Origin of the sequence: Methylomonas fluvii (genome assembly GCF_014850975.1) — a bacterium.
Taxonomy (GTDB): domain Bacteria; phylum Pseudomonadota; class Gammaproteobacteria; order Methylococcales; family Methylomonadaceae; genus Methylomonas; species Methylomonas fluvii.
Map to the genome: position 1 here is coordinate 44,573 of NZ_JACXST010000002.1, position 23,091 is coordinate 67,663.

The window sequence follows — 23,091 nt, forward strand, 5'->3', positions numbered from 1 at the left end:
GTCTGTTACGAGAAAATTCTACTTTTAAACGCTGCTTTTTTCAGGGGGGATTACCCGCACTTGCTCTCCCCACAATTCAAACAAGTCATACACCCATCCATCAACACCATCGCCTTAGTCGAACACTTCACGCACAACACCGCTTTTTCCGGGAACGCCTGCCCCTCCGTCGTGCCGTGCTGGGCTTCAAACTCCCGGCGCTTTTCATCGACCAATTGCTGGTGGTGATCGCTGAGTTTTTCCGGCTTGATCATGCCGATGTGTTTCATGTGCGATTCGATGGCGTGGCCGATCTCGGCAACCAGGGACGGCATGAATACCCCGCCTTTTTTGAAATAACCGCCCTGTGGATCGAATACCGCTTTCATTTCTTCCACCAAAAAGGTGGCGTCGCCGCCTTTGCGAAACACCGCCGAAATCAAGCGGGTCAGCGCCAGCACCCATTGAAAATGCTCCATGTTTTTGGAGTTGATAAAAATTTCGTAAGGCCTGCGTTCCTGATGCACCGTGCCTTCGTTCAGGATGATGTCGTTGATGGTGATATACAGGGCATGCTCGGATTGCGGGGTTTTAATCTTATACGTCGAACCCAGCAGCATTTCCGGACGCGCCAGGTTTTCGTGCATTTCTTCCAGCGAAGGTTTAGCCACTTCGGCTTCTGCCTGGGCTGCTACTTCCAGGTTTTCTTTGGTCAGCACTTTGTAGCCGACGATTTTTTTGTTGATTTTGTGTAGGGTCATGGGTATTCCGTAATCTGTAGGTTGGGTTAGCGTAACCCAACAATCAATGCCGTCGTGTTGGGTTACGGCTAGCGCCTAACCCAACCTACATTTTTTAAAAATCAAAACTTGCCGTAATAGCCTTCTTTCAAGGCATCGAACAAGTTGGCAGCGGTGTGGGTTTCGCCGTCGTATTCCACTTCTTCGTTACCTTTAAATTCCACCACATGGCCGTCTTCCAGGGTGAACTGGTAGGTGGTGTTTTCCAGATCGGACTCTTTGACCAACACGCCCTGGAACACTTCTGGATTGAAGCGGAAGGTGGTGCAGCCTTTCAGGCCTTGGTCGTAGGCGTATTCGTAGATGGACTTGAAGTCTTCGTACGGATAATCGGTCGGCACATTGGCGGTTTTGGAGATGGACGAATCTATCCAGCGTTGCGCAGCGGCCTGGATGTCCACGTGCTGTTTCGGCGTCACGTCGTCGGCGGCGATGAAATAGGCCGGTAATTGCTGATTGGGATCTTCGCTGTAAGGCATCGCGTCCGGGTTTACCAGATGACGGTAGGCCAGCAATTCAAAAGAAAATACGTCGATTTTCTCCTTGGATTTTTTGCCTTCGCGGATCACGTTGCGCGAATAATGATGAGCAAAGCTCGGTTCAATACCGTTGCTGGCATTGTTGGCTAGCGACAGCGAGATGGTGCCGGTCGGCGCGATAGAGCTGTGGTGGGTAAAGCGGCAGCCTATTTCGGCCAGTTCCGCGACCAATTCCGGCAGTTCCTGCGCGACTTTTTGCATGTAGCGGCTGTATTTGGCGTGCAACACTTTACCGGGCACTTGGTCACCCAATTTGTAGCCGTCGGCTTGCATCTCCGGACGTTTGTGCAGCATTTCGCCGGTGACAGTGAATAGCTGGTCCATGATAGGTGCCGGGCCCTTTTCTTTCGCCAGTTCCAGGCCGGCTTTCCAGCCTTCCAGAGCCAACTCTTTGGTGACTTGTTCAGTAAATGCCAGAGACTCTTCATTGCCGTATTTCATGCCCAGCATGGTAATGGTGGAACCCAAGCCTAAATAGCCCATGCCGTGGCGGCGTTTTCCAATGATTTCTTCGCGCTGTTTTTCCAAAGGCAGGCCGTTGATCTCGACGACGTTATCCAGCATCCGGGTAAAGATACGGATAGTTTTACGATAAGCTTCCCAATCAAAGCGGGCTTCTTTGGAGAATGGTTTATCGATGAAGCGGGTCAGGTTGATCGAACCCAGCAAGCAACTGCCATAAGGCGGCAGCGGTTGTTCGCCGCAAGGGTTGGTGGCGCGGATGTGTTCGCAAAACCAGTTGTTGTTCATCTCGTTGACCTTGTCGATCAAGATAAAGCCCGGTTCGGCGTAATCGTAGGTGGAAGACATGATGATGTCCCACAAGCGGCGCGCCGGCATGACTTTGGTAATGCGGCAAGCCACCAAGCCAGCGTCGTTGACCACATAGCCTTTTTTATTGGGTAGATCGCGCCAGACGATTTTGTCGGTATCGGTTAAATCCAGTTTATCGGCATTGGCTTCGCGTTCGGTAACCGGGAAAGACAGTGGCCATTGGCCGTTGCTTTTCACGGCTTCGACGAATTCGCTGGTAATCAGCAGCGACAGGTTGAACTGGCGCAAGCGGCCGTCTTCGCGCTTGGCGCGAATAAAGTCCACTACGTCGGGATGCGCCACGTCGAAGGTGGCCATTTGCGCGCCACGACGGCCACCGGCCGACGATACGGTGAAACACATCTTGTCGTAAATATCCATGAACGACAAAGGTCCAGAGGTATAGGCGCCGGCGCCGGACACATACGCATCGCGCGGTCTTAATGTCGAAAATTCGTAACCGATGCCACAGCCGGCTTTCAGGGTCAGACCGGCTTCGTGGACCTTGTGCAGAATGTCGTCCATCGAATCTTCAATGATGCCGGACACGGTGCAGTTGATGGTTGAGGTGGCTGGCTTGTGATCCAAGGCGCCGGCATTGGAGGTAATCCGGCCTGCCGGGATCACGCCTTTCCGTAAGGCCCACAGAAATTCTTTATAGTGTTTTTCTTGCAGCGCCTTGGTTTTCTCCACGCTAGACAGGGCTTTGGCGACGCGCTTGTAGGTGTCATCAATCGTTTCATCAATCGCTTTGCCGTCCTTGGTTTTTAAGCGGTATTTGCTGTCCCAAATATCCAGGGAAGCACTTTGCAGCGGGATTTCGGTAGCGTCTTGTGTCACAACATGAAGTTTTGCGGTCATTCGTGGATTCCCTTTTCTAGTTGAATGGTTATAGGCCCATCTCACCACTCCGGCGCGGCTAAGATGTTGATGTTTATTGGATTAAAACCGAAAACAATACAGTCTAGCGATATACTGCATATAGTGTCTATGTTGAAATTCTAGCACAACATATTGTGTTGTCAGTGGGAAATTTTTACTAAATAGCCGCACTTGCGTGCTTTGTTTTTTTAACTCAAGGAGTTAGCGGCGGCATTTAATTTTAATTTCCTGATGGGGTATAGCCCGGCCATAAGATTTCGAATTGAACGGATGATTTACACAGGCGCTGGATGAGTTCAGGTTGCCGTATCAAGCGATTATTCACAGAGTTTGGACGAGCTTAACAACAGCTGACTGGCACTGCATTTGGCATTTATCGTGGGGGTTGAAGATGGCTTCAGTAAGACAGAGAGTCTGGCATTGCGCTCGGCCTGAACCAGTCAAAGCCCTGGAAGTAAACGGCTCTATACCCAGTTTTGCGCAGACACGCTGACAGATGGAGAGTTCGCTAAACCGCAAATCTAACAATGGGTGAGCGACACCCAGGTTGCCATATTGCCGAAAACAGGAACCGGTTGCGACGAATTGCCGTCGCGCGTGCCTTCAGAATGTTGATTGGGACGCTTGAGATTACCGAATAGAATCGTGGGAGATTTTACTTTTAATCTCCGATAGCCTGGTGGGTGCTGAGGGGTTCGAACCCCCGACCCTCGCCTTGTAAGGGCGATGCTCTCCCAGCTGAGCTAAGCACCCGACTAAAGGCCGCGCATTTTATCCAAAACTGGAGCTACTGCAAAATGTTTTGTTAGCTTTGCTATGCCAATGCTCTTGCCGCAGGTGCATTTGCCAAGAGTTTGTAGCGCCGGACAGCCATTAGAAAAACAGGCAGTACGAGCAGAAAAAGTTACGCTGAACAACTCACACAGCTCAAAACCGGCCGTTGCACGCAAACCGCAAACGCTGACTGTGTAAGCTTATTTTCGGGATGTATTGAAAAATCCCGGTTTTAAGTTACTTTTATGTAGGCTTATGACTACGCAAGATGAAAGTCTGGAGGCTCATTGTGTTTAAAGCCCAATTTGGCAAGGCACATCCAAGTTACCTGAGGACACGTTCTACTGAGCGCTAAACCCAGCGCAACGATACGGAACAATCGAAAGCAGTGACAGGGTTAATAATCCCGGCGCGAGCAATACTTAAACCGTTATACGTTTATCGACAAAAATCTGATGAGTAAAGGCACCACTTACATACCGATTTACGATTTCTCGCCGAGCGTTAACGCCGGCCATCTAAAACAAATCCTGCCATTGCTGGTGCGTCATAACGTTGCAGCCAATCCCATCAACTACGCCATTTGGTACGACTATGTGGCCGGCGGCAACCCGACCTTAAACAAAGCAGTCGACTCGTTGCTCGCAGAAAACAAGGCCTTCGATTCCGACAACAGCGTGGAGCTTTACAAATCACACATTTGTAATGCGTCTTTGGAATCTTTCGAGCAAATCAACCGGCAACTGCACAAAGTTATCGAACAGGCCACCAGCGCGATCAAGGAAACCTACAACAAGGCCGAAGAAACCAATGACAGCTTTCAGAAAAAGTCAGTTATCTTGGAGAACTTCTCCGCGTCCGACGGCTTGAAAACCATCTTGGAAGAAATCATTCAGGAAACCAAAGCTCTGGCGATGACCAGCCAGGCCATGCAAACCAAGCTGACCGAAGCCAACCAAGAAATGGAGCAATTGCGCACCGAGCTGGCTCAAGCCAGACAAATCGCCACCACTGACGGTTTAACGGGCTTGTTGAACCGGCGCGCATTCGACATGACCTTGGCCGAAATTATCGAACAATCCGCACCTGATACCGCTTGCCTGTCGATGCTGGACATAGACCATTTCAAACGTATTAACGACACTTACGGCCACACCATCGGCGACAATGTCATCAAATATGTGGCGTCTTTAATGAAGAAACACGCTGAAGACCATCATCATGTGGCGCGTTACGGCGGTGAGGAACTGGCGATTATCATGCCCAACACCAGCCACGAAAAGGCGGTAGAAATCTCCGAAAATATTCGCAACGCGATGGAAACCAGCCGCTTGCAGCGCAAAAACGACAACCAGTCGCTGGGCAAAATCACCTTGTCGATAGGCGTTGCCAGATTGCAACCCGGCGACAATCCGGAAAGCTTTATCGTCCGCGCAGATAACGCCTTGTATAAAGCCAAACAAAGCGGCCGTAATCGGGTAATCCATTCATAAGAACCGCAGAGAAACTAGCGATCCGTCAGGCGCTGTACCACTATGCTGCCGACCATATCGCCCTCTACGTTGACCATAGTCCGCACCGTATCCAGTAAACGGTCTATGGGCAGCAGTATCGCGATGGCTTCGGTCGGGAGACCAACCGATTGCAACACCATCATCATGGTCACCATGCCGGCGCTGGGGATGCCCGGCGCGCCCATGGCGGCGATCATCGTGGTAAAACACACGATCAATTGTTGCCCCAAATCCAGCTCTATACCGGCTAAATTCGCGACAAATAACGCAGCGGCAGCTTCGTAGAGCGCGGTGCCATCCATATTAACAGTCGCACCCAGCGGCACCACGAAACCGGCAATACCGGGTTTGACGTGCAAATGCTGTTCCACGCAACGCAAGGTAACCGGCAATGTCGCAGAGCTGGAACTGGTGGCAAATGCGGTGATTAAGGCTTCCCTGGCGCCCAGGAAAAACTTCAGCGGCGAAACCTTAGCAACTATAGCTAACAACAAAGGCAACACGACCAAGCCATGCAGCAAGGTGGTACCGATGACCACCGCGACAAATTCGGCCAAACTACTTAACAAAGCCAGATTTTGCGTCGCCAGCAACTGCGCCAGCAAAGCCATGATGCCGAACGGCGCCAGCCGCATAATCCAGCCGACCAAGCGCAACATCAACTCCAAGCCTTCCTGCAACAGCAGCAAGATATTGCGGTAACGATCCCCTCCCACTACCAAGGCAATCCCCAACAACAGCGCAAACATCACGATTGCCAGAATATTGGCCTGCGCTAGTGCGGCAAACGGGTTAACGAACAAGCCATGCAGGAAGCTGGCTACAAATTGCGCAAAGCTCATTTGCTTGGCGGCAAAGTTGGGAAGAGCGTTATTGAACAAATCCAGATTCAAACCTTTTCCCGGCTCGAATACATTTGCCGCGGCCACACCTAGCAGGATAGCCAGAGCCATAGAGACAACAAAAAAACCCAAGGTAGACAGCCAGACTCGATGCAGTTGGCCGTGCATGCGCAAATTCGCTACCCCAACCGCTATAGAGGTAAACACCAAAGGCACCAACACCATTTTCAACAGATCCATGAATAAAGTACTCAAGAGACCGCAAACGTAAATACCTTGTTTGCTGAGCGCGGCGTCCGGCCCCAACTTGGCAAATCCCATTCCCAACGCGACGCCGAATACGGCACCCAGAAAAATTTGTGTGTTTAATGCGACTTTCAATCCGGCCTCCTGAAAATACGCTGATCGTAAAACGCCAAAGCATAGAGATTTATCATAGCAAGCCCGGCCACCCATCATGTATCAGGCCAGTCAGTCAGCGGATGCGCTCCGCCAAGACCGGCGAAGATTGGCTTTTGGCTTGTCTATTTCGGTAAAATCTGCCGCTATGACGACAATTACCAACCAACTAGAAACTTGTTTATGCGGCTCCGGCCTGGATTATGCCGATTGCTGCGGCCGCTATCACAGCGACGAACACTACCCGCCAACGGCGGAAGCCTTGATGCGCTCACGTTTTAGTGCCTATGCCCGGCGCGACGTGGACTATTTATTAAATACTTGGGATACCAGCAAACGGCCGGCAGCCATCGACTTTTCCAAGGAAACCGCGCAATGGCACAAACTGGCGATAGTCAGCACTAAAAAAGGCACCGCCCACGACAGCAAGGGCATTGTCGAGTTTAAGGCTTTTTACCGACAAGACGGCGAAGACTATTTCATGCACGAAATCAGTCGCTTCGTTAAATCCAATTCCCGTTGGCTTTATCTGGACGGCGTCATCAAAGCCGCAGGCAAAGTCGCGGCAAACACGGATTCCGGCAAAAATGCGCCTTGTCCGTGCGGCAGCGGCAAGAAATTTAAACGTTGCTGCGGCCGCTGAAAACCGGCCCGCTAAGCTTCATCAAGTCAGCGAGCCGCATCCACGAAATTCAATTGCTTCCAGGCTTCGTAGAGCACTATTGCCACGGTATTGGAGAGATTAAGACTGCGGCTTTCCTTACGCATCGGCAAATATAACTGTAGCGCTGCCGAATGTTGACTGAGAAATGCAGCCGGTAAGCCGCGGGTTTCCGGACCGAATAACAAGGCATCTCCTGCTTTATATCGCACCTCACTGTAACCGGTGTGGCCTTTGGTGGTTAACGCAAATAAACGCTGGGGCTTGGCTTTTTCGACGTAATCGTGCAGGGAACCGTACTGGCGAATGTTCACCCATTCATGATAATCCAGCCCGGCGCGACGCAGACGTTTGTCGTCCAAATCAAACCCCAAAGGCTGGATTAAATGCAGATGCGCACCGGTATTAGCGCATAAACGGATGATATTGCCGGTATTGGCCGGTATTTCCGGCTCGAACAAGACAATATCCAGCATTGTTTCAGTATTTTTCCACGTCCACCGGCGACAGCTTCCAAATCTCGCGGTTGTATTCGCTAATCGTTCTATCGGTGGAAAACTTACCGCTGGCAGCGGTATTGAGAATACTCATTTTGGTCCAGCGCTCTTGATCACGCCACGTTTGCTCGACGCGCTTCTGTGCTTCCAGATAACTGCGGAAATCGGCGATTGTCATCCACGGATCGTGCGGACTTTTAATCGAGGCAATGATGTCGTCGAAAATCCCCGGTTCGAACTGATTGAAATGCCCGCATTCCAGCAAGCGCATCACGCCTTGTAAATCGCCGTCCTGATTGATGAACCATTGCGGATCGTAATGCGGCCGCAAAGCCTCCACTTCGGTTTCGGTCAAGCCGAACAGGAAGAAATTATCGGCCCCGACCTCTTCACGAATTTCAATGTTGGCACCGTCCAACGTACCGATGGTCAGCGCGCCGTTCATCATAAATTTCATGTTGCCGGTACCTGATGCTTCTTTACCGGCAGTCGAAATTTGTTCGGACAAATCCGCGCCCGGACAGATTTTCTCCATCGCCGACACGCAGTAATTGGGCATAAATACCAATCTCAGCTTGTCGCCTACTTCCGGGTCTTCATTAATCACGCTGCCAACATTGTTAATCAACTTGATGATTTTTTTCGCCATGACGTAGCCAGGCGCCGCCTTGCCGCCGATCAAGACGCAACGATCCACCCAGTTTTGCGTATCGCCACGTTTAATCCGGTCATAAAGATGAATCACATGCAGCACATTCAAAATCTGCCGCTTGTACTCGTGTATACGCTTAACCTGCACATCAAACAAAGCATCAACATTGATTTCAATGTCATGTTCTTCTTTTTTGTAATCGACCAAGCGCTGCTTGCTGGCCCTATTCAAGTCGTACCATTTTTGCCTGAACGCGGCGTCTTCGGCGTAAGGCGCTAATTTGGACAGCTGAGACAGGTCGGTAATCCAGGCATCACCAATCGTTGCGGTGATAAACTCGGCCAATTCCGGATTACAGCCGGCCAGCCAGCGTCTGGGGGTCACACCGTTGGTTTTGTTATTAAATTTTTGCGGCCAGAGTTCGTAAAAGTCTTTAAACAAGCCTTCCTGCAACAACTTAGAATGCAGTTCGGCAACACCGTTGACCGAAAAACTGCCGACGATGGCCAAAAATGCCATCCGCACCTGCTTTTGATAACCTTCTTCGATGATGGACATCCGCGCCATGCGTGGATTGTCGCCAGGCCAACGCGCCGACACTTCCGCCATAAAGTGCGCGTTGATTTCAAAAATAATTTCCATCAGGCGCGGCAGCAAATGCTGCATCAGATTGACCGACCATTTTTCCAAGGCCTCGGGCAGCAAGGTATGATTGGTGTAGGCCATCGTTTGCCGGGTGATGTTCCAGGCTTCTTTCCAAGGTAAACCGTGAATATCCATCAGCAAGCGCATCAGCTCGGCCACCGCGATGCTGGGATGGGTATCGTTGAGCTGGAAGCAGTTTTTCTCGGCAAATTTACTGAAATTATTACCGTGACGTCCCACCCAGTTGGCGATGACGTCCTGCAAACTCGCGGACGCCAACAGATATTGCTGTTGCAGACGCAGGGCTTTGCCGTTTTCGTTGGCGTCGTTGGGATACAACACCATCGTAATGTTTTCGGCGGTGTTTTTCTCCGCCACGGCTTCGGCGTAATCACCGGCATTGAATTCCTGCAAATTGAATTCTTCCGTGGCGATGGCTTTCCACAAGCGCAGGGTATTGACCGTACCGTTTTTATACCCCGGCACCGGCGTATCGTAAGGCATGGCGATTACATCATGTGTGTCCAGCCAACTCGTGCGCTTGTGGCCTTTTTCGTCGATGTGGGTTTGCGTGTGGCCGCCAAATTTGATGCGGTGCATGTATTCCGGACGTTCGATTTCCCAGACATTGCCCATCCGCAACCAATGATCCGGTTTTTCGACCTGCTCGCCATTGACGATTTGTTGCGAAAACATGCCGTATTCATAACGCAAACCGTAGCCTGTCACCGGTAATTGCAGAGTGGCGCAACTATCGATGAAACACGCCGCCAAGCGTCCCAAGCCGCCATTGCCTAGACCTGCATCCGGCTCGCTCTCGATGAGCTCCTCGGCTTCCAAACCCAAATCATACAGGGCTTGCGTCACAATATCGTCAACTCCGAGATTCAACATGGCGTTGCTCAAAGAACGCCCCATCAAAAACTCCATCGACAGATAGAAGGCTTTTTTACAATCGGAGTCGCGATAGACGTTATAGGTTTTCTTCCAGCGCTCGACCAATCGGTCGCTGATCGCCAAAGACAAGGCTTCGTAGGCGTAATGCGGAGAACGGCAATTTTGATCGCGTCCGAGCCGATGACTGTAATAGTGTTTGAAATCGGCTACGAAATGCTTTTTTTCCATGCCCAACTTGGGGAGCTTGGTAATATCGGCGGCGGGATTACTCTTATTAAAGACTCTATGCGGCATAGTGCTTACCCTTGAGGACAGTGAAAATTAAAAGCCGTGGGCCGCTTGATTGTGCAAGGCTGAAAGCGATGCCAAAGGCCCTCTAAATCGAATTGTCGGGCTGCCGCGACGCCCGGTTTGGGGCGTCGCGGTTAAACATTAGTTCAATTTGCCGTGGCATTGCTTGTACTTTTTACCGGAACCGCACGGGCACGGGTCGTTACGGCCCACTTTGTTGCCGAGTCTGACAAAAGGCTGCTCCGCGCTCTCCGGGTCTGAGTCTGAGTCTGACTGAGCTGCTGGTGCCGCCGGCTCTTCTTCAAAAATGGAGTGGGCTTCCGCGTGTTCGTAGTGCATTTCCAGCGGTGCTTGGCGTTGTTCGTCGATCGCCTGCACGTCCTCTTCACGCGCCACTTGCACCTTGGCGAGTATGCCCACCACTTCCTGTTTGATATGCGTCAACAGGCCGGTAAACATTTGGAACGACTCGCGCTTGTATTCCTGCTTGGGATCTTTTTGCGCATAGCCTCTGAAATGAATACCTTGGCGCAATTGGTCCATCGCCGCCAAATGCTCTTTCCAGCTATTGTCCAGCACTTGCAACATCACGGATTTCTCGAAATGCCGCAGCACTTGTACGCCTACGGCCTCTTCACGGGCGCGGCTTTCTTGCTCGGCTTTTTCGATAATCAACTGGCGCAATTTCGGTTCATTCAGCGTACGGTCCTGCTCCAGCATTTCCACCAGCGGCATCTGCAGATTAAACTCTTGCTGCAAATGGGTTTCCAAACCACGCACATCCCATTGCTCTTCCATGGTTTTCGGCGGGATGTATTCGGTGATGACGTCGTTCAGCACGTCCGCACGTATGGCGTTAATAATGTCGTTGATGTCTTCGGCAGCCATCAACTCATTGCGCTGCGCGTAAATAACCTTACGTTGATCGTTGGCGACGTCGTCGTAAGCCAGAATTTCTTTGCGAATATCGAAGTTGCGATTCTCCACTTTGCGTTGCGCGCTTTCGATGGAACGAGTCACCCAAGGATGCTCAATCGCTTCTCCTTCTTCCATACCCAGTTTTTGCATCAAACCGGCGACGCGCTCGGACGCGAAAATCCGCATCAAATCGTCTTCCAGCGACAGATAAAAACGGGTCGAACCCGGATCACCCTGCCGACCGGAACGGCCGCGCAACTGGTTGTCGATCCGCCGCGACTCGTGGCGCTCCGAGCCGATCACATGCAGACCGCCGCTGGCCAAGACTTTTTCATGCCTATCCAACCAGGCGCCGCGTACTCTTTCCTTGTCGGCTTCGCTGGCGTCCGGGCCCAAGGCTGCCAGTTCGGCATTCAGATTGCCACCGAGTACGATGTCGGTACCGCGACCGGCCATATTCGTAGCAATGGTGACAGCGCCCGGCATACCGGCATTTTCGATAATGTGGGCTTCGCGCTCGTGCTGCTTAGCATTCAAGACTTCATGGCGGATGTTTTGTTGTTGCAGCATCCGGGAAATCAATTCCGAGTTTTCGATCGAGGTGGTACCGACCAACACCGGCTGACCGCGCTGCACGCAATCCTTAATGTCTTCGATTACGGCGTTGTATTTTTCCCGCGCCGACAGATAAACCAAATCGCCTTTGTCTTTACGGATCATCGGTCTGTGGGTAGGAATAACCACCACTTCCAGGCCGTAGATTTTGTTCAACTCAAACGCTTCGGTGTCCGCAGTACCGGTCATACCCGATAACTTGTTGTACAGCCGGAAATAATTCTGGAAGGTAATCGAAGCCAGCGTTTGGTTTTCGTTTTGAATAGTCACGTTTTCCTTGGCTTCCATCGCTTGATGCAAACCCTCGGACCAGCGCCGGCCGCTCATCATCCGGCCGGTAAATTCGTCGACGATGATGACTTGGCCGTCCTTCACCACATAATCCACATCCTTCTGAAACAGCACATGCGCCCGCAAGGAGGCATTCAGATAGTGCATCAAGCGGATATTGGCGGCTTCGTATAAGGTCGAGCCATCGGCTATCAAGCCGTGCTCGGTCAACAAACGCTCGACGTGCTCATAGCCGGCTTCGGTCAGATGAATCTGCCGGGATTTTTCGTCCACCGCGTAATCGCCGGGCATTTGATCCTGTTTTTCCGGATCATCGGCTTTTTCCTGTTTGGTCAAGTAAGGAATGATTTGATTGGTCTTCAGGTAAATATCGGTACTGCCTTCCGCCTGACCGGAGATGATCAACGGCGTTCTGGCTTCGTCGATCAGAATTGAGTCAACCTCGTCGACGATGGCAAAATTCAAATCGCGCTGGACTTTTTGTTCCAGACTGAAGGCCATGTTGTCACGCAGATAATCGAAACCGAACTCGTTGTTGGTGCCGTAGGTAATATCCGCTGCATAGGCAACCTGGCGTTGCTCGTGCGTTAAATCACTGACGATAACGCCGGTAGTCAAGCCCAGGAAACCGTAGAGCTTGCCCATCCATTCCGCGTCGCGGCGGGCCAAGTAATCATTGACGGTCACCACATGAACGCCTTTACCGGGCAAGGCATTCAAATAGGCGGCCAAGGTAGCCATCAGGGTTTTACCCTCACCGGTTTTCATCTCGGCTATCTTGCCGCTATGCAAGACCATACCGCCAATCAACTGCACGTCGAAATGACGCATGCCAAATACACGGGTGGAGGCTTCCCGCACGGCGGCAAAGGCTTCTGGGAGTAAATTGTCTAAGTTTTCGCCTTGGGCCAGGCGGTCGCGAAATTCCTGCGTCTTGGCTTGTAACGCCGCATCGGATAATTTTTCGTATTCGGCGGCCAGAGCATTTACTTTCTTGACTAGCTTGCGTTTCTTCTTGACCAGCCTGTCGTTGCGGCTGCCAACTACCAATTTAACCAGCTTACCCAGCATGATATTTCCAGAGTGAGAGTGAACCAAAGTTTGCGATTATAAACGGTATGGGGCGGCTGTGACCAGAAAACAAGCCCGGCAAGCTGAGACTATTCACCAGCCAGTTTTTGTAAATCCGCTATTTAAAACAGGATTTTTGCTTGGCAGCCGCAGCCTAACGGCATAATCCGGTGATTTCCATCGCAGCAAAGGTAGCCCTCGCTGGAACATGGACAAGCCTTTCGATCAGCGTATAATTCGCCGGCTTCGGCCTTTGTGGCGGCAAGCATTCGACATCATTACTGGCTTTAACAATATATGAAAATAGTGATTCTCGGTGCCGGTGTTACCGGCTCTTCGGTTGCCGGCGCATTGGCCAGTGAAGAAAACGATATTGTCGTTATCGATAAAAATGCCCACTTGCTCACCGCATTGAAAGGCCGCCTGGATATAGCCACCGTCGAAGGTAACGCTGCCCATCCCAGCGTGCTGGAACAAGCCGGGATTCAGGACGCGGACATGGTGATTGCCGTTACCGACCGCGACGAGACCAATATGCTGGCCTGTCAGGTAATTAATACCCTGTACAGCAAACCCAAAACCATCGCCCGGGTGCGCGCCATCGACTTTCTCAACCATCCGGAATTATTTGCGCCGGGCGGTATTGATATTGTCATCAGCCCCGAGCAGGTGGTCACCGAATCCATCCATAATCTGATCAAATACCCCGGCGCGCTGCATGTGTCCGAGTTTGCCGACGGCTTGGTCAGACTGTTTTCGATTCGCGTGGTGCCAACCGGCTTTCTGACCGGCAAACGCATCCACGCCGTCAAAGAAAAACTGGCCGACAGCATGATCCGGGTCGCGGCGATTTTCCGCGACGGCAAAGCCATCGCGGTAAACGGCGAGGCGGTAATCGCCACCGGCGACGAGGTATTCTTTGTCTGCCCACGCGATAAGGTTCGTAAAACCCTAGTGGATCTGCATAAACTGGAATCGCCGATCAAAACCATTATGCTGGCCGGCGGCGGCCATGTCGGTAAGCGGCTGGCAATTGCCTTGGAAAAAAATTACCACGTCAAAGTCATTGAACAAGACATCGAGCGCGCCCGAGAGATCTCCAACGATTTGCGTAACACCCTGATTTTGCATGGCGACTGTACCGACGAATCGCTACTGCAAGAAGAAATGATCGAAGACATTGATTTGTTCTGCGCGATTACCAATAACGACGGCATCAACCTGATTGCCGCCGGTCTGGCGAAAAAACTCGGCGCCAAAAAGGCTATCTGCCTGATCAACAATAATTCCTACCTAAAATTATTGGACGGTACCGAAATCGATCTGGCGATTCAACCGAAACTGGAAACCTTGGGCGGCATCCTGAAACACGTGCGCAAAGGCGACGTGGTCGGCGTCAGCTCGGTGTGCGGCGGCAGTGCGGAAGCGATCGAAGCCATTGCTCACCGCAGCAAAAACTCCAGCTCCGTGGTTGGTTTGCGGGTAGATCAGGTCAACTTACCGGATGGCGTGATTTTAGGCGCGCTGATTCGCGAAAAAGAAGTGATTCCGGTGCATCACGACACCGTATTCGCGGAAGGCGATCACGTGGTGATGTTTGCGTTGAATAAGAAAATGGTTAGAGATATTGAAGGCTATTTCCAGCCGATCTAGTCGGCCAAATCTGCATCGATAAAAGCCAGTGCCCGCTGCGGCAAACCATCGTTGCCCTCGCCTTGCAAGGAAGCCTGGCTATCTTCATGCACCGCCGTCATGAACTGGAGCAACTGCATTTCAATTTTCTTTTTTTCCTGCGGTTCTTGCGCATCCCACATTTGATTCAATAACTGCTTGGCATGATGATGGATCGTAAACGCCACAGCTTCCGGCAGATGCGCGTAACTGGTGCGCAAAGACTCCTTCAGTTTATCCAGCGACTGCAGATATTGCTGATAGTCTTTTAAATCCTGCTGACATTGAGTTTTCACCATTGCCAGTTCATTGCTATTGCGAGCTTTGTTGACGGCCAGCTCGTGCGCTAATTGTTGCGACTGTTTTTTCAGTTGCGCCACCAAGGCCTGTTCCGCCAGCGCCTTGGTTTGCCGCAGTTCGGCGACATCTTCGTGCCTGGATAAATGCCATTGCAAATTGTCGTCGCGACTGCGCCGCAAAAACGCCAGCGCTTCGCCCAGCCAACTGCTAATCGACGACATGCAGTTGGTGGCTTAAAGCCAGCATGGCCGCAGCATCGGCTTGTTTACGATAGGTACGCAAGGCTTTGCGCAGATTTTTATATCGAGTGGCTGGCAATTGCGCCCGCACCGCTTGCAATTCATCGCTAATTACCGCGAATAAGGCCCTGGCCTGTTTGCGGTTATCGGCTACCATCAATCGTTGCCGCTTGAATCTGCTCAGATAACTCAACTGCCGGCATTCCGCAGCCTGGCGCCGCTCAATATTTTGCCGACGAATCTGCAAAGACAACAGCTGCCGTACCGCCGCCGATTCGCGACTGAAATACCCGCGCAGCTCACGGTAAACCGCTTTAAATAAGGTCATCACGCCCAGCAAAGCCAGCAGACCCAAAGTCAGCAACATCACTTTACTGGCTAACAGATAAAACAGCCCCATCAACAAGACCAAGCCAAACTGCAAACAAACAAACCCCAATACAAACAGCAGCATCGCCAGGCTGCCTATCAGTAGTCCGCCATAAAAAAGCCGTCCGAACATGGTTCTCAAGGCCGCTCGATAAACTCCAGCGCATTGCCGTCGCGATCCCGGCAAAACAGCGCCTTGCGGCCGGAGATACTCAGCGTATAAGCCGTTCCGGTCCGCTCCAAATCTTCGCGTAAAGCATCAACCGAATCAATATGCATCGCCACATGCCGATCACGGCCGCCATGCGTCGGCCTGCCGGTGGTGGGATCGGGATTTTCTAATTCCAGCAAATGAATTTGCTGCGCCCCGATTTGCAGCCACGCACCGGGAAACGGCAGGTTCGGCCGTTCGGTCTGCTCCATTCCCAGCACATCGCGGTAAAAAAGCAGCGATTGCTCGGTATCGGAGACGATCAAACTGGCGTGATGTATCGTGAAATTATGTTTGGACATGGCAATCAACAGGTGAGTAAGGCAGCGAGATTATACCGCCCGATTATTTCACCGCGTAGGTTTTCAACCAAGCTGAACTAGCAGCGGTGTCGACTGTCGGGCGGTACTCGGCACCGACCCAACCTTGATAGTCCGACGTGGCGATAACATCGAACAAGGTTTTGAAATCCACGGCGCCTGTTCCGGGCTGGCCGCGGCCTGGAGAGTCGGCAAATTGAATATGCCCGATCCTATCCATATGTTGGCGCAAAAATCCGGCGCAATCTTCGCCCATCCGACTCATGTGATAAATGTCGTATTGCATGAATAAGTTCGGATGGTCGATTTGCTTTAGCACATCCAGCATCTTGTCTCCGGTATCAACGATAAAACCTAGCATGTCGTGGCTATTGACCGCCTCGAATACGGTTTTGATGCCCAACTTAGCGAAAACGGCTGCGGCATAAGCCAGATTCTCACAAAAGGTAGTTTGATATTCACCCAAGCGTTGTGGGTCCAAACAGCGACCCGGTAACACGTTAATAACGCTGGGCTTTAATCGTTCGGCATAAGCCAGCGTCTGCTCCACCGCAGTTTTAAATTCATCCCGTCTTTCCGGAACCGCCGCCAAACCCTCACCACCTTGCAGCAAGGTATCGGCATCGACATTGAACAACACCAACTGTAAATCCTGTTGATCTATTAAATCACCGATTTGTTCGACTGGCAGCGAGTAGGGAAACTGGATTTCCACCGCAGCGAAACCGCACTTTTTAGCAGCCTGAAACCGTTCCGGCAACGGCTGTTCGGTAAACAATAAACTCAGATTGGCGGTAAAGCGCAGCATCAGTCTTGGCTGTAAAGCTTGATAATTGTCGAGGGATCTTGCTCCAAAAAGCCGCTGCTGCCGTGCAATTGCATCAGTTGCGCCGCCAAGCCCGACATCGGTATCGCACTGCCCTGTTTGCCCGCTAAATCGACAGCCATATTTAAATCTTTCAATAAAGTTTTGACGCGCCACTTTACCGGTTCGAAACGCTGATCCGCCATTTCCGGGCCGACGATTTGCAATGGCTTGGAATCGGCAAAGCCGCCAGCCAGCGCTTCCGGAATTTTTGCAGCATCGACACCCGCCGACTTTGCCAAGGCCATCATTTCCGCGATTACTAACACATTGCAACTGACAATCATCTGATTGCAGATTTTAGTGGTCTGGCCGCTGCCGACCGGCCCCATATGCGTTAAGCGGCTATACAGCGGCCGCAATACTTCTTTGGCAATTTCAATATCCGGTTCGGCGCCGCCAGCCATAATCGCCAAACTGCCCTGCTCTGCCCCGGCCGTACCGCCGGATACCGGCGCGTCCACCCAGCGCATACCGCAAGCAGTCCGCAATTGAGATGCCATGCGCCGGGTGGCTTCCGGGTGAATACTGGATAAATCAATCAACAATTTGTCGGCAGCGCCGTTGGCGATAAAGTGTTCCATCACCACCGCTTCAACGGCCATGGTGTCGGCCAGACACAAAATCACCACATCGGAGGCTTCTACCAATTCACCGACACTCTGGCAGACCTTAGCACCTGCGCCAGCCACCACAGCCAATTTGGCGGCAGTGCGATTCCAGACATTGACCTGAAAGCCCGCCGCCAGAAGCCGCAAGGTTAACGGTTGCCCCATCAAGCCTATACCGACGAAGCCTAGCGTGTAGCGTTGTTCTGCCACAGTGACGCTCGCTTTTATTCGAATAGCGCCGGACTTAAATCCAAACGCTCGGCATCGCCGCGCCCGCTCATCAGATGTTGATAGACGATTTGAAAAGCTTCGTCGAAATCGGCATTGACAAAGCGCTGGGACAAATGCACGCAAATGGCATATAAGCCCGAATAATGTACGGTTTCGCCGGAATTACAAAGGTTGATTTTCTCGGACAGTACCCGCATCACTGACATTACCGAACCGTCTTGCCGCCAGTTGGCGGACACACTAACCACCTCGTCGCCCCGGCTCGCGATAGCAGCCAGCGCATTAAAGGATAAATCCACCAAACCGGCCAAAATTTTGATGAGGTCGCCGCCGGCAATGGCTTTAAATGTCTCGCTACCGCAATCCAGCAATAGGGCTTGGCGCAGCACAATATCCATATCGGACAAATGGCCGATTTCGCCGTCGTCAGGCTGCTTGATAGCGAATTTCCGGTGGAAATCTCTAACTTGTTGTAAATGTTGGTTCATGATTCTACTCCGGGCTTGGATTCAAAGAATTCGGGGAATAATGGCGCGGCGCTGGACAACATCTGCAGTCAACGACCTAGCCATTTTTAGGACATCAGCGCATCTGAGAATGCGCCAATGAATCAACTAGGGCAATAGGGAAATCTGTTTTAACGCAGTTGCCGGCGCGATTCAATCAACGACAAACCGACTATTACAATCAGCAGGAACAAGGATGTTTCCAATAATAAAAACGCGGCTATTTTGAAATAAGCGAAAGCTGGATCGACATAACGCACCAGCCATCCGGCCGCTTCATCGGCTATCGCTGCAGCGTAAACTATCGCGCTAATCCAGACTTTCATCAGAGTCGGCAACGAGGTCATCAACATCAGATGCGTCAGCGTCAATACCAACATGCCCATGGCAAACAAATGAAAATGACTGACTTCCAGCAGACTTTGATAGCTTTTCGGTTCGTTAAACTCTTGCTCGTTTCCCAAGTAATACGAAACTACCGACTCCGGGGTGAGATTCATTTTATGGAAATACATCAGACCATTACTAATCCACAATAAGGCCACATAGGCCAAGAACATCAAGATCAAAGAGTTGATCAACAGCTGGCGATTCTGCTCGCCGGTTACAAAGAAACGCATTAGTTGGGCTTGTTTTGGATGAGAACTTGATAAATCGCCAATACCTTGCGCGCGCTGTTAATTGCGGCACGGGTACTAAGCGTCGCCCCCGCCACACCTTGTATATCCTGATTCAGGCTCAGCTCTTCGATGGAATGATTAGCCAGCAAGGCCATCCAGCGTTCCGGCGGTTGATATTCCGGCGGCTCATGAAATGCCAGCGTATGAACGTTACGCAATTTGCCATCTGGTGTTAGTACCACCAACAAGGTTTCCGGTTTGGTTCTAACAGTGTGGGCCTCAATCGCGGCATAGCCGATTACCGCGCCTTGCTTCTTACCCACATAAAAACTAAACAGATTGGATTCCAACTTGACCTTCGCCAACTGTTCGATCTGCGCGACTTCCTCCGGCGTGGGAAACAGCGACTGCATTTCCACGGTAGCATCGTCACCGAAGGCCAGCTTCATTGCTTCGTCCTTGCTATAAAAAACGGCAGCGGCGAGGTTTACGCTCGTTAAACAAAAAACCAGTAGCGCCAGCATAAGCCGACGAGTTTTTGAAATCAGCATGAGTGGGAAAAATCCAGGGAGTGAACAATACGGCGGCTATGATAGAGACCGGCAAACAATTTGCCAAGCCGATAGGCGCATAAGCAATTTAGAGGCGTCATTATATAACGATGTACCCCGCCGAATGAAACGGCGGGGCTTAATACGCAACCAGACAGTAGCTTTAGAAAATAAAGCCTACACCCAAGTTGAAGTCGTCTGGAGAAGTGCCCGATTTTTGGGTGAAATTACGGTAATCGGCTTTGATCACGACATTGGGAATGGGTTTGTAGTTGAGGCCGACTTGGTAGATTTCGACATCCCTGGTCAAATCGTCTCGACAAATGGCGTTTGCGCATGTCGAAGCAGTAGCAACAGTATCCATACGCTCGTAACGTACGAAAGGAGCCAAATATTGGGTTGTATCGTGCGCAAAGTGCGGCAATATGTCGTAACCAACTTCACTGTACCAACCATAGTTTTCTTCACCGATACTTTTAGCATTGGCAACACTCAGCAAGGCTGCATCGCCGATATGCCCCCAGGAACCCAAGGTACGAAATTCCAGGCCACGGTATTTCCATTGCAGATGGGCTTCGTAAAGTTGCGTCGCTACTTCAAGTTGCCGCCCGTTATACAGCTGATTCTGCCCGGAATTACCGACATACGCCGAGCCGCCCACCATGACGCCGGGCAACATCGGCGGCGCATAGTCGATGCGACCGACATAAGCCAAATCTTCCGCCAACGCCTGTCCGCCGGATTGCCGGCCGCTACGAATGCCGTCAGCGCCAAAATTCTTAGCATTCATACCGTTAACCACATAGGTTGTGTACGTCAGACCCGGCAACAATTCACCGAATAATCCCACACCGTTTTCACGCCAAGTGCTGGGGATAATGCGTCTTTCGACTTCCGGGCGATTGTTACCGAAGAAAAACGGCGGTTCATGTATCTGGTTGATAAAGCCCATCGGCATTAACACCATCCCGGCCCGGACGTTGACCAGCGGGTCGATGAAGAAATCCAAGGAGGCCATCTCAACAGAGACGGTGCCCGTGCTACCTGATCCGTTATTGCCAGTTGAGGAATGTTCGAACTCTATTTCACTGTTGAACAGTATGCTGTCAGTGAACTTATAACCCGCGTAAATGACTAGTCGTTCGAAATCTGTATTGTCCGGATTATTGACGGTGCCGGTTGCCGCATTACGCCCGCCCTGATCATCAACCCGCGCCTGATAATTGGCCTCACCGTAGCCACCTAAAGACAGGCCCTTGCCAACTTGATAAACCTTGGAAGCCGCTGGACCTAGACCATAAGCACTTTTGTATTCGACTTTTTCCGGCACCACCAACTCGGTACGCAGCTTTTCCACTTCTTCCGTCAATACATTGGTTTTACGCTCCAAATTGCTGACTTCACCCGTGGGCGCCTTTTGCGCGACCGCTTCCAGCTTTTTAGTCATGCTGTCAATCTGCTGCTGCTGAGCCTGAATGATCTTCCACATTTCATCCATGGTTTGTGGTTTTTCGGTGGGAACACCCGCAGCGTTTACCCCGGCACTGACAACAATCGCCGAAATCGCGGCGCTAAGTTTTGAGTTTAATGGCTTCATATCGGTCTCCAAGAATTTGAGACTCGAGTATAAAACCCTCACAACAATTAATGCAAATCATTCTCAAATCTATCCGCATTAAGAAACAATGGCTATCCCCAAAATATTGACACCCATCCAATTCAACCGCTATAAGCAGCTAGCGATTGCGATAAGATGAAGTTTTTCAGTACGTTTCATTTTTTTGATGATCACTTCCCTTCTGGAGGCAGAAACACGGTCATGTCCCGCTTCGACAAACACCACTTGCCGAGGTTGACGGCTTCTAAAATATTTGGCTCCTTTTTGCATCAGATGCTGGCGGAAACGTCTATCAACATTGGTACTGATTCCGGTATAAAGACTGCCGTCATCACACTGAATGATATACACCGACCAATTTGACACTGGCGCGCTACTTAGAGTCTGTGGATTTATTCAACCAACCGTTCAACAAAACCGCTACCAATACGCCAAACCCGATATAGACATAGCGAACGATGAAGATCAGTACGGCGCTCTGACTGTGGCTTGCAGCATCTGCAGCACCTGGGGTGATTGCCAAAGTCCAGAGCAGCGCCGCCAAAAAATACACCACCACACCCGACACCGCCCATGAGACTGCTGGACGGCTTGAGCGTGCCGCAGTGTTGTAAAACCAAATGCCGACTAATGCAGCAGCTATCGAACCTAACATGTGTTTTCCTGATTTTAAGTGGTTTACCGGCGAGACAAGCGCTCGATTCCCAGATTGGCCAACTGATCGGCACGCTCGTTACCGACATCCCCGGCATGTCCCTTCACCCATATCCAATCGATGTTGTGACGCTGGATAGCAGCATCCAAACGTCGCCATAAATCTTCGTTTTTCACCGGCTTATTTGCCGCAGTTTTCCATGCCCGCTTTTTCCAGTTAGCCAGCCATTCGGTAATGCCTTGCAAAACATATTTGGAGTCAGTGTGCAATTTGACGCTACACGGCTTTGTTAGTGTTTCCAGAGCCTGTATTGCAGCCACTAATTCCATGCGGTTGTTCGTCGTTTCAGGTTCGCCACCGCATAGCTCCTTTTCTTTATCACGGTATTCCAAGCGCACGCCCCAGCCTCCTGGTCCAGGATTGCCCTTGCATGCGCCATCCGTATAAATAATAACGTCAGTCATGGTCCACCTTTCTGTGTATGTTCGATTTCAATCCCAATCCAACCGTAGCCAAATTGCTGCGGCCTTGCTTTGCCGCAGCCAAAGGAATCAATGTATACTGCCTCTTGACCGCTTTGATCCCATAAGCCATCGCAAATAAAGACGCAAAGCTCAACTGGAATTTACCGTGAGCAATGGTGTAACTGTCCAGCCCAAACTCGGCGGTCGTTAGCAATTCGAAATTCATCAGTTTCAACCAATCCAAAACCCGGGCTTTGGTAATGAAATGCGCCCGCCAAGATTCCGCAAGCTTCCAGTCCCATAAAAACTGGAAACGTACCGACATACTGAACGGATTGAAATTCAGCATGACCAATTCGCCGCCCGGTTTTAACACGCGATTGACTTCGCGCAGGGTTTGAAATCGACGCGCATCGAACTCCAAAATGTGCGGAAGTATGACTAAATCCATTGATTCAGTTTGAATAGGCAAGTTAAATGCTTTAGCGGTCACCTTCAACGCGCCAGCATCACCCAAGGCCTTGCCGTCCAGAATTAGATAATTCCTATACAAGGAAAAATCGACAAACTCATTTTCCCAACCTAAACCACCGATCTGGAGTTGTTGTTGTTTACAACTCACCGTTATTGATCTTCGCAGATAGTTGGCCTCCATGGTTTGCAGAAGCTTACCCCTCGGGGTTTGGTACAACGCAAACAGAAATTGTCTCTTCATTTAACCGCCGCTAAGGGTATGTTTTTTTGGCTATTTTAGAAAGCCATGCTAGGATCTAATTTTTT

22 protein-coding genes and 1 tRNA gene are annotated in these 23,091 nt (G+C 51.1%); 3 read left to right on the forward strand and 20 right to left on the reverse strand.

The features are described from left to right. Window positions 1–50: 50 nt before the first annotated feature. The 3 genes from EBB_RS09780 to EBB_RS09790 form a co-directional block, all read right to left on the reverse strand. Window positions 51–740 (reverse strand): TSCPD domain-containing protein, encoded by a 690-nt coding sequence (locus tag EBB_RS09780; RefSeq protein WP_192393704.1) that lies wholly within the window; start codon window positions 738–740, stop codon window positions 51–53. Window positions 741–841: 101 nt separating this feature from the next. Beyond that, window positions 842–2,992: an adenosylcobalamin-dependent ribonucleoside-diphosphate reductase gene (locus tag EBB_RS09785; RefSeq protein ID WP_192393708.1), complete on the reverse strand. Its 2,151-nt coding sequence runs from the start codon at window positions 2,990–2,992 to the stop codon at window positions 842–844. Between the two features lie 698 nt (window positions 2,993–3,690). Beyond that, window positions 3,691–3,766 (reverse strand) — tRNA-Val (locus EBB_RS09790). Between the two features lie 476 nt (window positions 3,767–4,242). Between EBB_RS09790 and EBB_RS09795 the strand changes: the two genes are divergently transcribed. Further along, window positions 4,243–5,280 carry a GGDEF domain-containing protein gene (locus EBB_RS09795; protein ID WP_192393709.1) on the forward strand — a complete coding sequence of 346 codons (1,038 nt, stop codon included), beginning with the start codon at window positions 4,243–4,245 and terminating at the stop codon, window positions 5,278–5,280. A gap of 14 nt (window positions 5,281–5,294) precedes the next feature. On the opposite strand, the gene EBB_RS09800 is transcribed toward EBB_RS09795, so the two are convergent. Further along, window positions 5,295–6,524, reverse strand: a complete 1,230-nt coding sequence (locus tag EBB_RS09800) for a dicarboxylate/amino acid:cation symporter (RefSeq protein ID WP_192393710.1) — start codon at window positions 6,522–6,524, stop codon at window positions 5,295–5,297. 166 nt (window positions 6,525–6,690) lie between these two features. Here EBB_RS09800 and EBB_RS09805 point away from each other — a divergent pair, with 166 nt between their 5' ends. Beyond that, window positions 6,691–7,185, forward strand: coding sequence for a YchJ family protein (locus EBB_RS09805; RefSeq protein ID WP_192393711.1), 495 nt, complete (start codon window positions 6,691–6,693; stop codon window positions 7,183–7,185). A gap of 26 nt (window positions 7,186–7,211) precedes the next feature. Here the strand turns inward: EBB_RS09805 and trmL are convergent, their stop codons facing one another. The 3 genes from trmL to secA all read right to left on the reverse strand — a co-directional run bounded on the left by trmL (window position 7,212) and on the right by secA (window position 13,080). Beyond that, on the reverse strand, window positions 7,212–7,679 hold the full coding sequence (gene trmL / locus EBB_RS09810; protein WP_192393712.1) for a tRNA (uridine(34)/cytosine(34)/5-carboxymethylaminomethyluridine(34)-2'-O)-methyltransferase TrmL: 468 nt from the start codon (window positions 7,677–7,679) through the stop codon (window positions 7,212–7,214). 4 nt (window positions 7,680–7,683) lie between these two features. After that, window positions 7,684–10,188 carry a glycogen/starch/alpha-glucan phosphorylase gene (locus EBB_RS09815; protein ID WP_192393713.1) on the reverse strand — a complete coding sequence of 835 codons (2,505 nt, stop codon included), beginning with the start codon at window positions 10,186–10,188 and terminating at the stop codon, window positions 7,684–7,686. 138 nt (window positions 10,189–10,326) lie between these two features. Beyond that, window positions 10,327–13,080, reverse strand: coding sequence for a preprotein translocase subunit SecA (secA, locus tag EBB_RS09820; protein ID WP_192393714.1), 2,754 nt, complete (start codon window positions 13,078–13,080; stop codon window positions 10,327–10,329). 297 nt (window positions 13,081–13,377) lie between these two features. Between secA and trkA the strand changes: the two genes are divergently transcribed. Then, window positions 13,378–14,733 carry a Trk system potassium transporter TrkA gene (trkA, locus tag EBB_RS09825; protein ID WP_033155191.1) on the forward strand — a complete coding sequence of 452 codons (1,356 nt, stop codon included), beginning with the start codon at window positions 13,378–13,380 and terminating at the stop codon, window positions 14,731–14,733. On the opposite strand, the gene EBB_RS09830 is transcribed toward trkA, so the two are convergent. The 13 genes from EBB_RS09830 to EBB_RS09890 all read right to left on the reverse strand — a co-directional run bounded on the left by EBB_RS09830 (window position 14,730) and on the right by EBB_RS09890 (window position 22,933). Beyond that, on the reverse strand, window positions 14,730–15,272 hold the full coding sequence (locus EBB_RS09830; RefSeq protein ID WP_192393715.1) for a hypothetical protein: 543 nt from the start codon (window positions 15,270–15,272) through the stop codon (window positions 14,730–14,732). The two genes, trkA and EBB_RS09830, sit on opposite strands and share 4 nt — an antisense overlap. After that, the gene (locus tag EBB_RS09835) at window positions 15,259–15,792 is read right to left on the reverse strand and encodes a hypothetical protein (RefSeq protein WP_192393716.1); all 534 of its coding nucleotides are present in this window, start codon (window positions 15,790–15,792) and stop codon (window positions 15,259–15,261) included. Before EBB_RS09835 ends, EBB_RS09830 begins: the two co-directional genes overlap by 14 nt. A 5-nt stretch (window positions 15,793–15,797) precedes the next feature. Then, window positions 15,798–16,172 (reverse strand): VOC family protein, encoded by a 375-nt coding sequence (locus EBB_RS09840; protein WP_192393717.1) that lies wholly within the window; start codon window positions 16,170–16,172, stop codon window positions 15,798–15,800. Window positions 16,173–16,215: 43 nt separating this feature from the next. Further along, entirely contained in the window at window positions 16,216–16,998 is a 783-nt protein-coding gene (locus EBB_RS09845; RefSeq protein WP_192393718.1) for a hydroxypyruvate isomerase family protein, read from the reverse strand. Continuing rightward, window positions 16,998–17,876 (reverse strand): NAD(P)-dependent oxidoreductase, encoded by an 879-nt coding sequence (locus EBB_RS09850; protein WP_192393719.1) that lies wholly within the window; start codon window positions 17,874–17,876, stop codon window positions 16,998–17,000. The genes EBB_RS09845 and EBB_RS09850 overlap by 1 nt, the downstream gene beginning before the upstream one ends. A 14-nt stretch (window positions 17,877–17,890) precedes the next feature. Further along, window positions 17,891–18,385 carry a nucleoside triphosphate pyrophosphohydrolase family protein gene (locus EBB_RS09855; RefSeq protein WP_192393720.1) on the reverse strand — a complete coding sequence of 165 codons (495 nt, stop codon included), beginning with the start codon at window positions 18,383–18,385 and terminating at the stop codon, window positions 17,891–17,893. A 149-nt stretch (window positions 18,386–18,534) separates the two neighbouring features. Further along, entirely contained in the window at window positions 18,535–19,023 is a 489-nt protein-coding gene (locus tag EBB_RS09860) for an Aq_1264-related membrane protein (protein ID WP_192393721.1), read from the reverse strand. Next, window positions 19,023–19,472: an FMN-binding protein gene (locus EBB_RS09865; RefSeq protein ID WP_225587376.1), complete on the reverse strand. Its 450-nt coding sequence runs from the start codon at window positions 19,470–19,472 to the stop codon at window positions 19,023–19,025. The genes EBB_RS09860 and EBB_RS09865 overlap by 1 nt, the downstream gene beginning before the upstream one ends. 265 nt (window positions 19,473–19,737) lie before the next feature. Further along, entirely contained in the window at window positions 19,738–21,171 is a 1,434-nt protein-coding gene (locus tag EBB_RS09870; protein ID WP_192393722.1) for a porin family protein, read from the reverse strand. Between the two features lie 129 nt (window positions 21,172–21,300). Then, complete coding sequence (locus EBB_RS09875) at window positions 21,301–21,558, reverse strand: GIY-YIG nuclease family protein (RefSeq protein ID WP_192393723.1); 258 nt, start codon at window positions 21,556–21,558, stop codon at window positions 21,301–21,303. Between the two features lie 7 nt (window positions 21,559–21,565). Continuing rightward, a complete protein-coding gene (locus EBB_RS09880) occupies window positions 21,566–21,847 on the reverse strand; it encodes a hypothetical protein (RefSeq protein ID WP_192393724.1) in 282 nt (93 codons plus the stop codon). Between the two features lie 23 nt (window positions 21,848–21,870). Next, the gene (gene rnhA, locus EBB_RS09885; RefSeq protein WP_192393725.1) at window positions 21,871–22,311 is read right to left on the reverse strand and encodes a ribonuclease HI; all 441 of its coding nucleotides are present in this window, start codon (window positions 22,309–22,311) and stop codon (window positions 21,871–21,873) included. Next, window positions 22,304–22,933 carry a class I SAM-dependent methyltransferase gene (locus EBB_RS09890; RefSeq protein WP_371741552.1) on the reverse strand — a complete coding sequence of 210 codons (630 nt, stop codon included), beginning with the start codon at window positions 22,931–22,933 and terminating at the stop codon, window positions 22,304–22,306. The genes rnhA and EBB_RS09890 overlap by 8 nt, the downstream gene beginning before the upstream one ends. Window positions 22,934–23,091: the final 158 nt, after the last annotated feature.

What these genes read in the sequence shown, in the direction of transcription:
- EBB_RS09815 (WP_192393713.1), bottom strand. Translation starts at nt 10,188, where the DNA reads ATGCCGCATAGAGTCTTTAATAAGAGTAATCCCGCCGCCGATATTACC.
- secA (WP_192393714.1), bottom strand. Translation starts at nt 13,080, where the DNA reads ATGCTGGGTAAGCTGGTTAAATTGGTAGTTGGCAGCCGCAACGACAGG.
- EBB_RS09780 (WP_192393704.1), bottom strand. Translation starts at nt 740, where the DNA reads ATGACCCTACACAAAATCAACAAAAAAATCGTCGGCTACAAAGTGCTG.
- EBB_RS09835 (WP_192393716.1), bottom strand. Translation starts at nt 15,792, where the DNA reads ATGTTCGGACGGCTTTTTTATGGCGGACTACTGATAGGCAGCCTGGCG.
- EBB_RS09865 (WP_225587376.1), bottom strand. Translation starts at nt 19,472, where the DNA reads ATGAAGCTGGCCTTCGGTGACGATGCTACCGTGGAAATGCAGTCGCTG.
- EBB_RS09855 (WP_192393720.1), bottom strand. Translation starts at nt 18,385, where the DNA reads ATGAACCAACATTTACAACAAGTTAGAGATTTCCACCGGAAATTCGCT.
- EBB_RS09860 (WP_192393721.1), bottom strand. Translation starts at nt 19,023, where the DNA reads ATGCGTTTCTTTGTAACCGGCGAGCAGAATCGCCAGCTGTTGATCAAC.
- EBB_RS09845 (WP_192393718.1), bottom strand. Translation starts at nt 16,998, where the DNA reads ATGCTGCGCTTTACCGCCAATCTGAGTTTATTGTTTACCGAACAGCCG.
- EBB_RS09870 (WP_192393722.1), bottom strand. Translation starts at nt 21,171, where the DNA reads ATGAAGCCATTAAACTCAAAACTTAGCGCCGCGATTTCGGCGATTGTT.
- EBB_RS09830 (WP_192393715.1), bottom strand. Translation starts at nt 15,272, where the DNA reads ATGTCGTCGATTAGCAGTTGGCTGGGCGAAGCGCTGGCGTTTTTGCGG.
- EBB_RS09785 (WP_192393708.1), bottom strand. Translation starts at nt 2,992, where the DNA reads ATGACCGCAAAACTTCATGTTGTGACACAAGACGCTACCGAAATCCCG.
- rnhA (WP_192393725.1), bottom strand. Translation starts at nt 22,311, where the DNA reads ATGACTGACGTTATTATTTATACGGATGGCGCATGCAAGGGCAATCCT.
- EBB_RS09805 (WP_192393711.1), top strand. Translation starts at nt 6,691, where the DNA reads ATGACGACAATTACCAACCAACTAGAAACTTGTTTATGCGGCTCCGGC.
- EBB_RS09795 (WP_192393709.1), top strand. Translation starts at nt 4,243, where the DNA reads ATGAGTAAAGGCACCACTTACATACCGATTTACGATTTCTCGCCGAGC.
- trkA (WP_033155191.1), top strand. Translation starts at nt 13,378, where the DNA reads ATGAAAATAGTGATTCTCGGTGCCGGTGTTACCGGCTCTTCGGTTGCC.
- EBB_RS09880 (WP_192393724.1), bottom strand. Translation starts at nt 21,847, where the DNA reads ATGTTAGGTTCGATAGCTGCTGCATTAGTCGGCATTTGGTTTTACAAC.
- trmL (WP_192393712.1), bottom strand. Translation starts at nt 7,679, where the DNA reads ATGCTGGATATTGTCTTGTTCGAGCCGGAAATACCGGCCAATACCGGC.
- EBB_RS09840 (WP_192393717.1), bottom strand. Translation starts at nt 16,172, where the DNA reads ATGTCCAAACATAATTTCACGATACATCACGCCAGTTTGATCGTCTCC.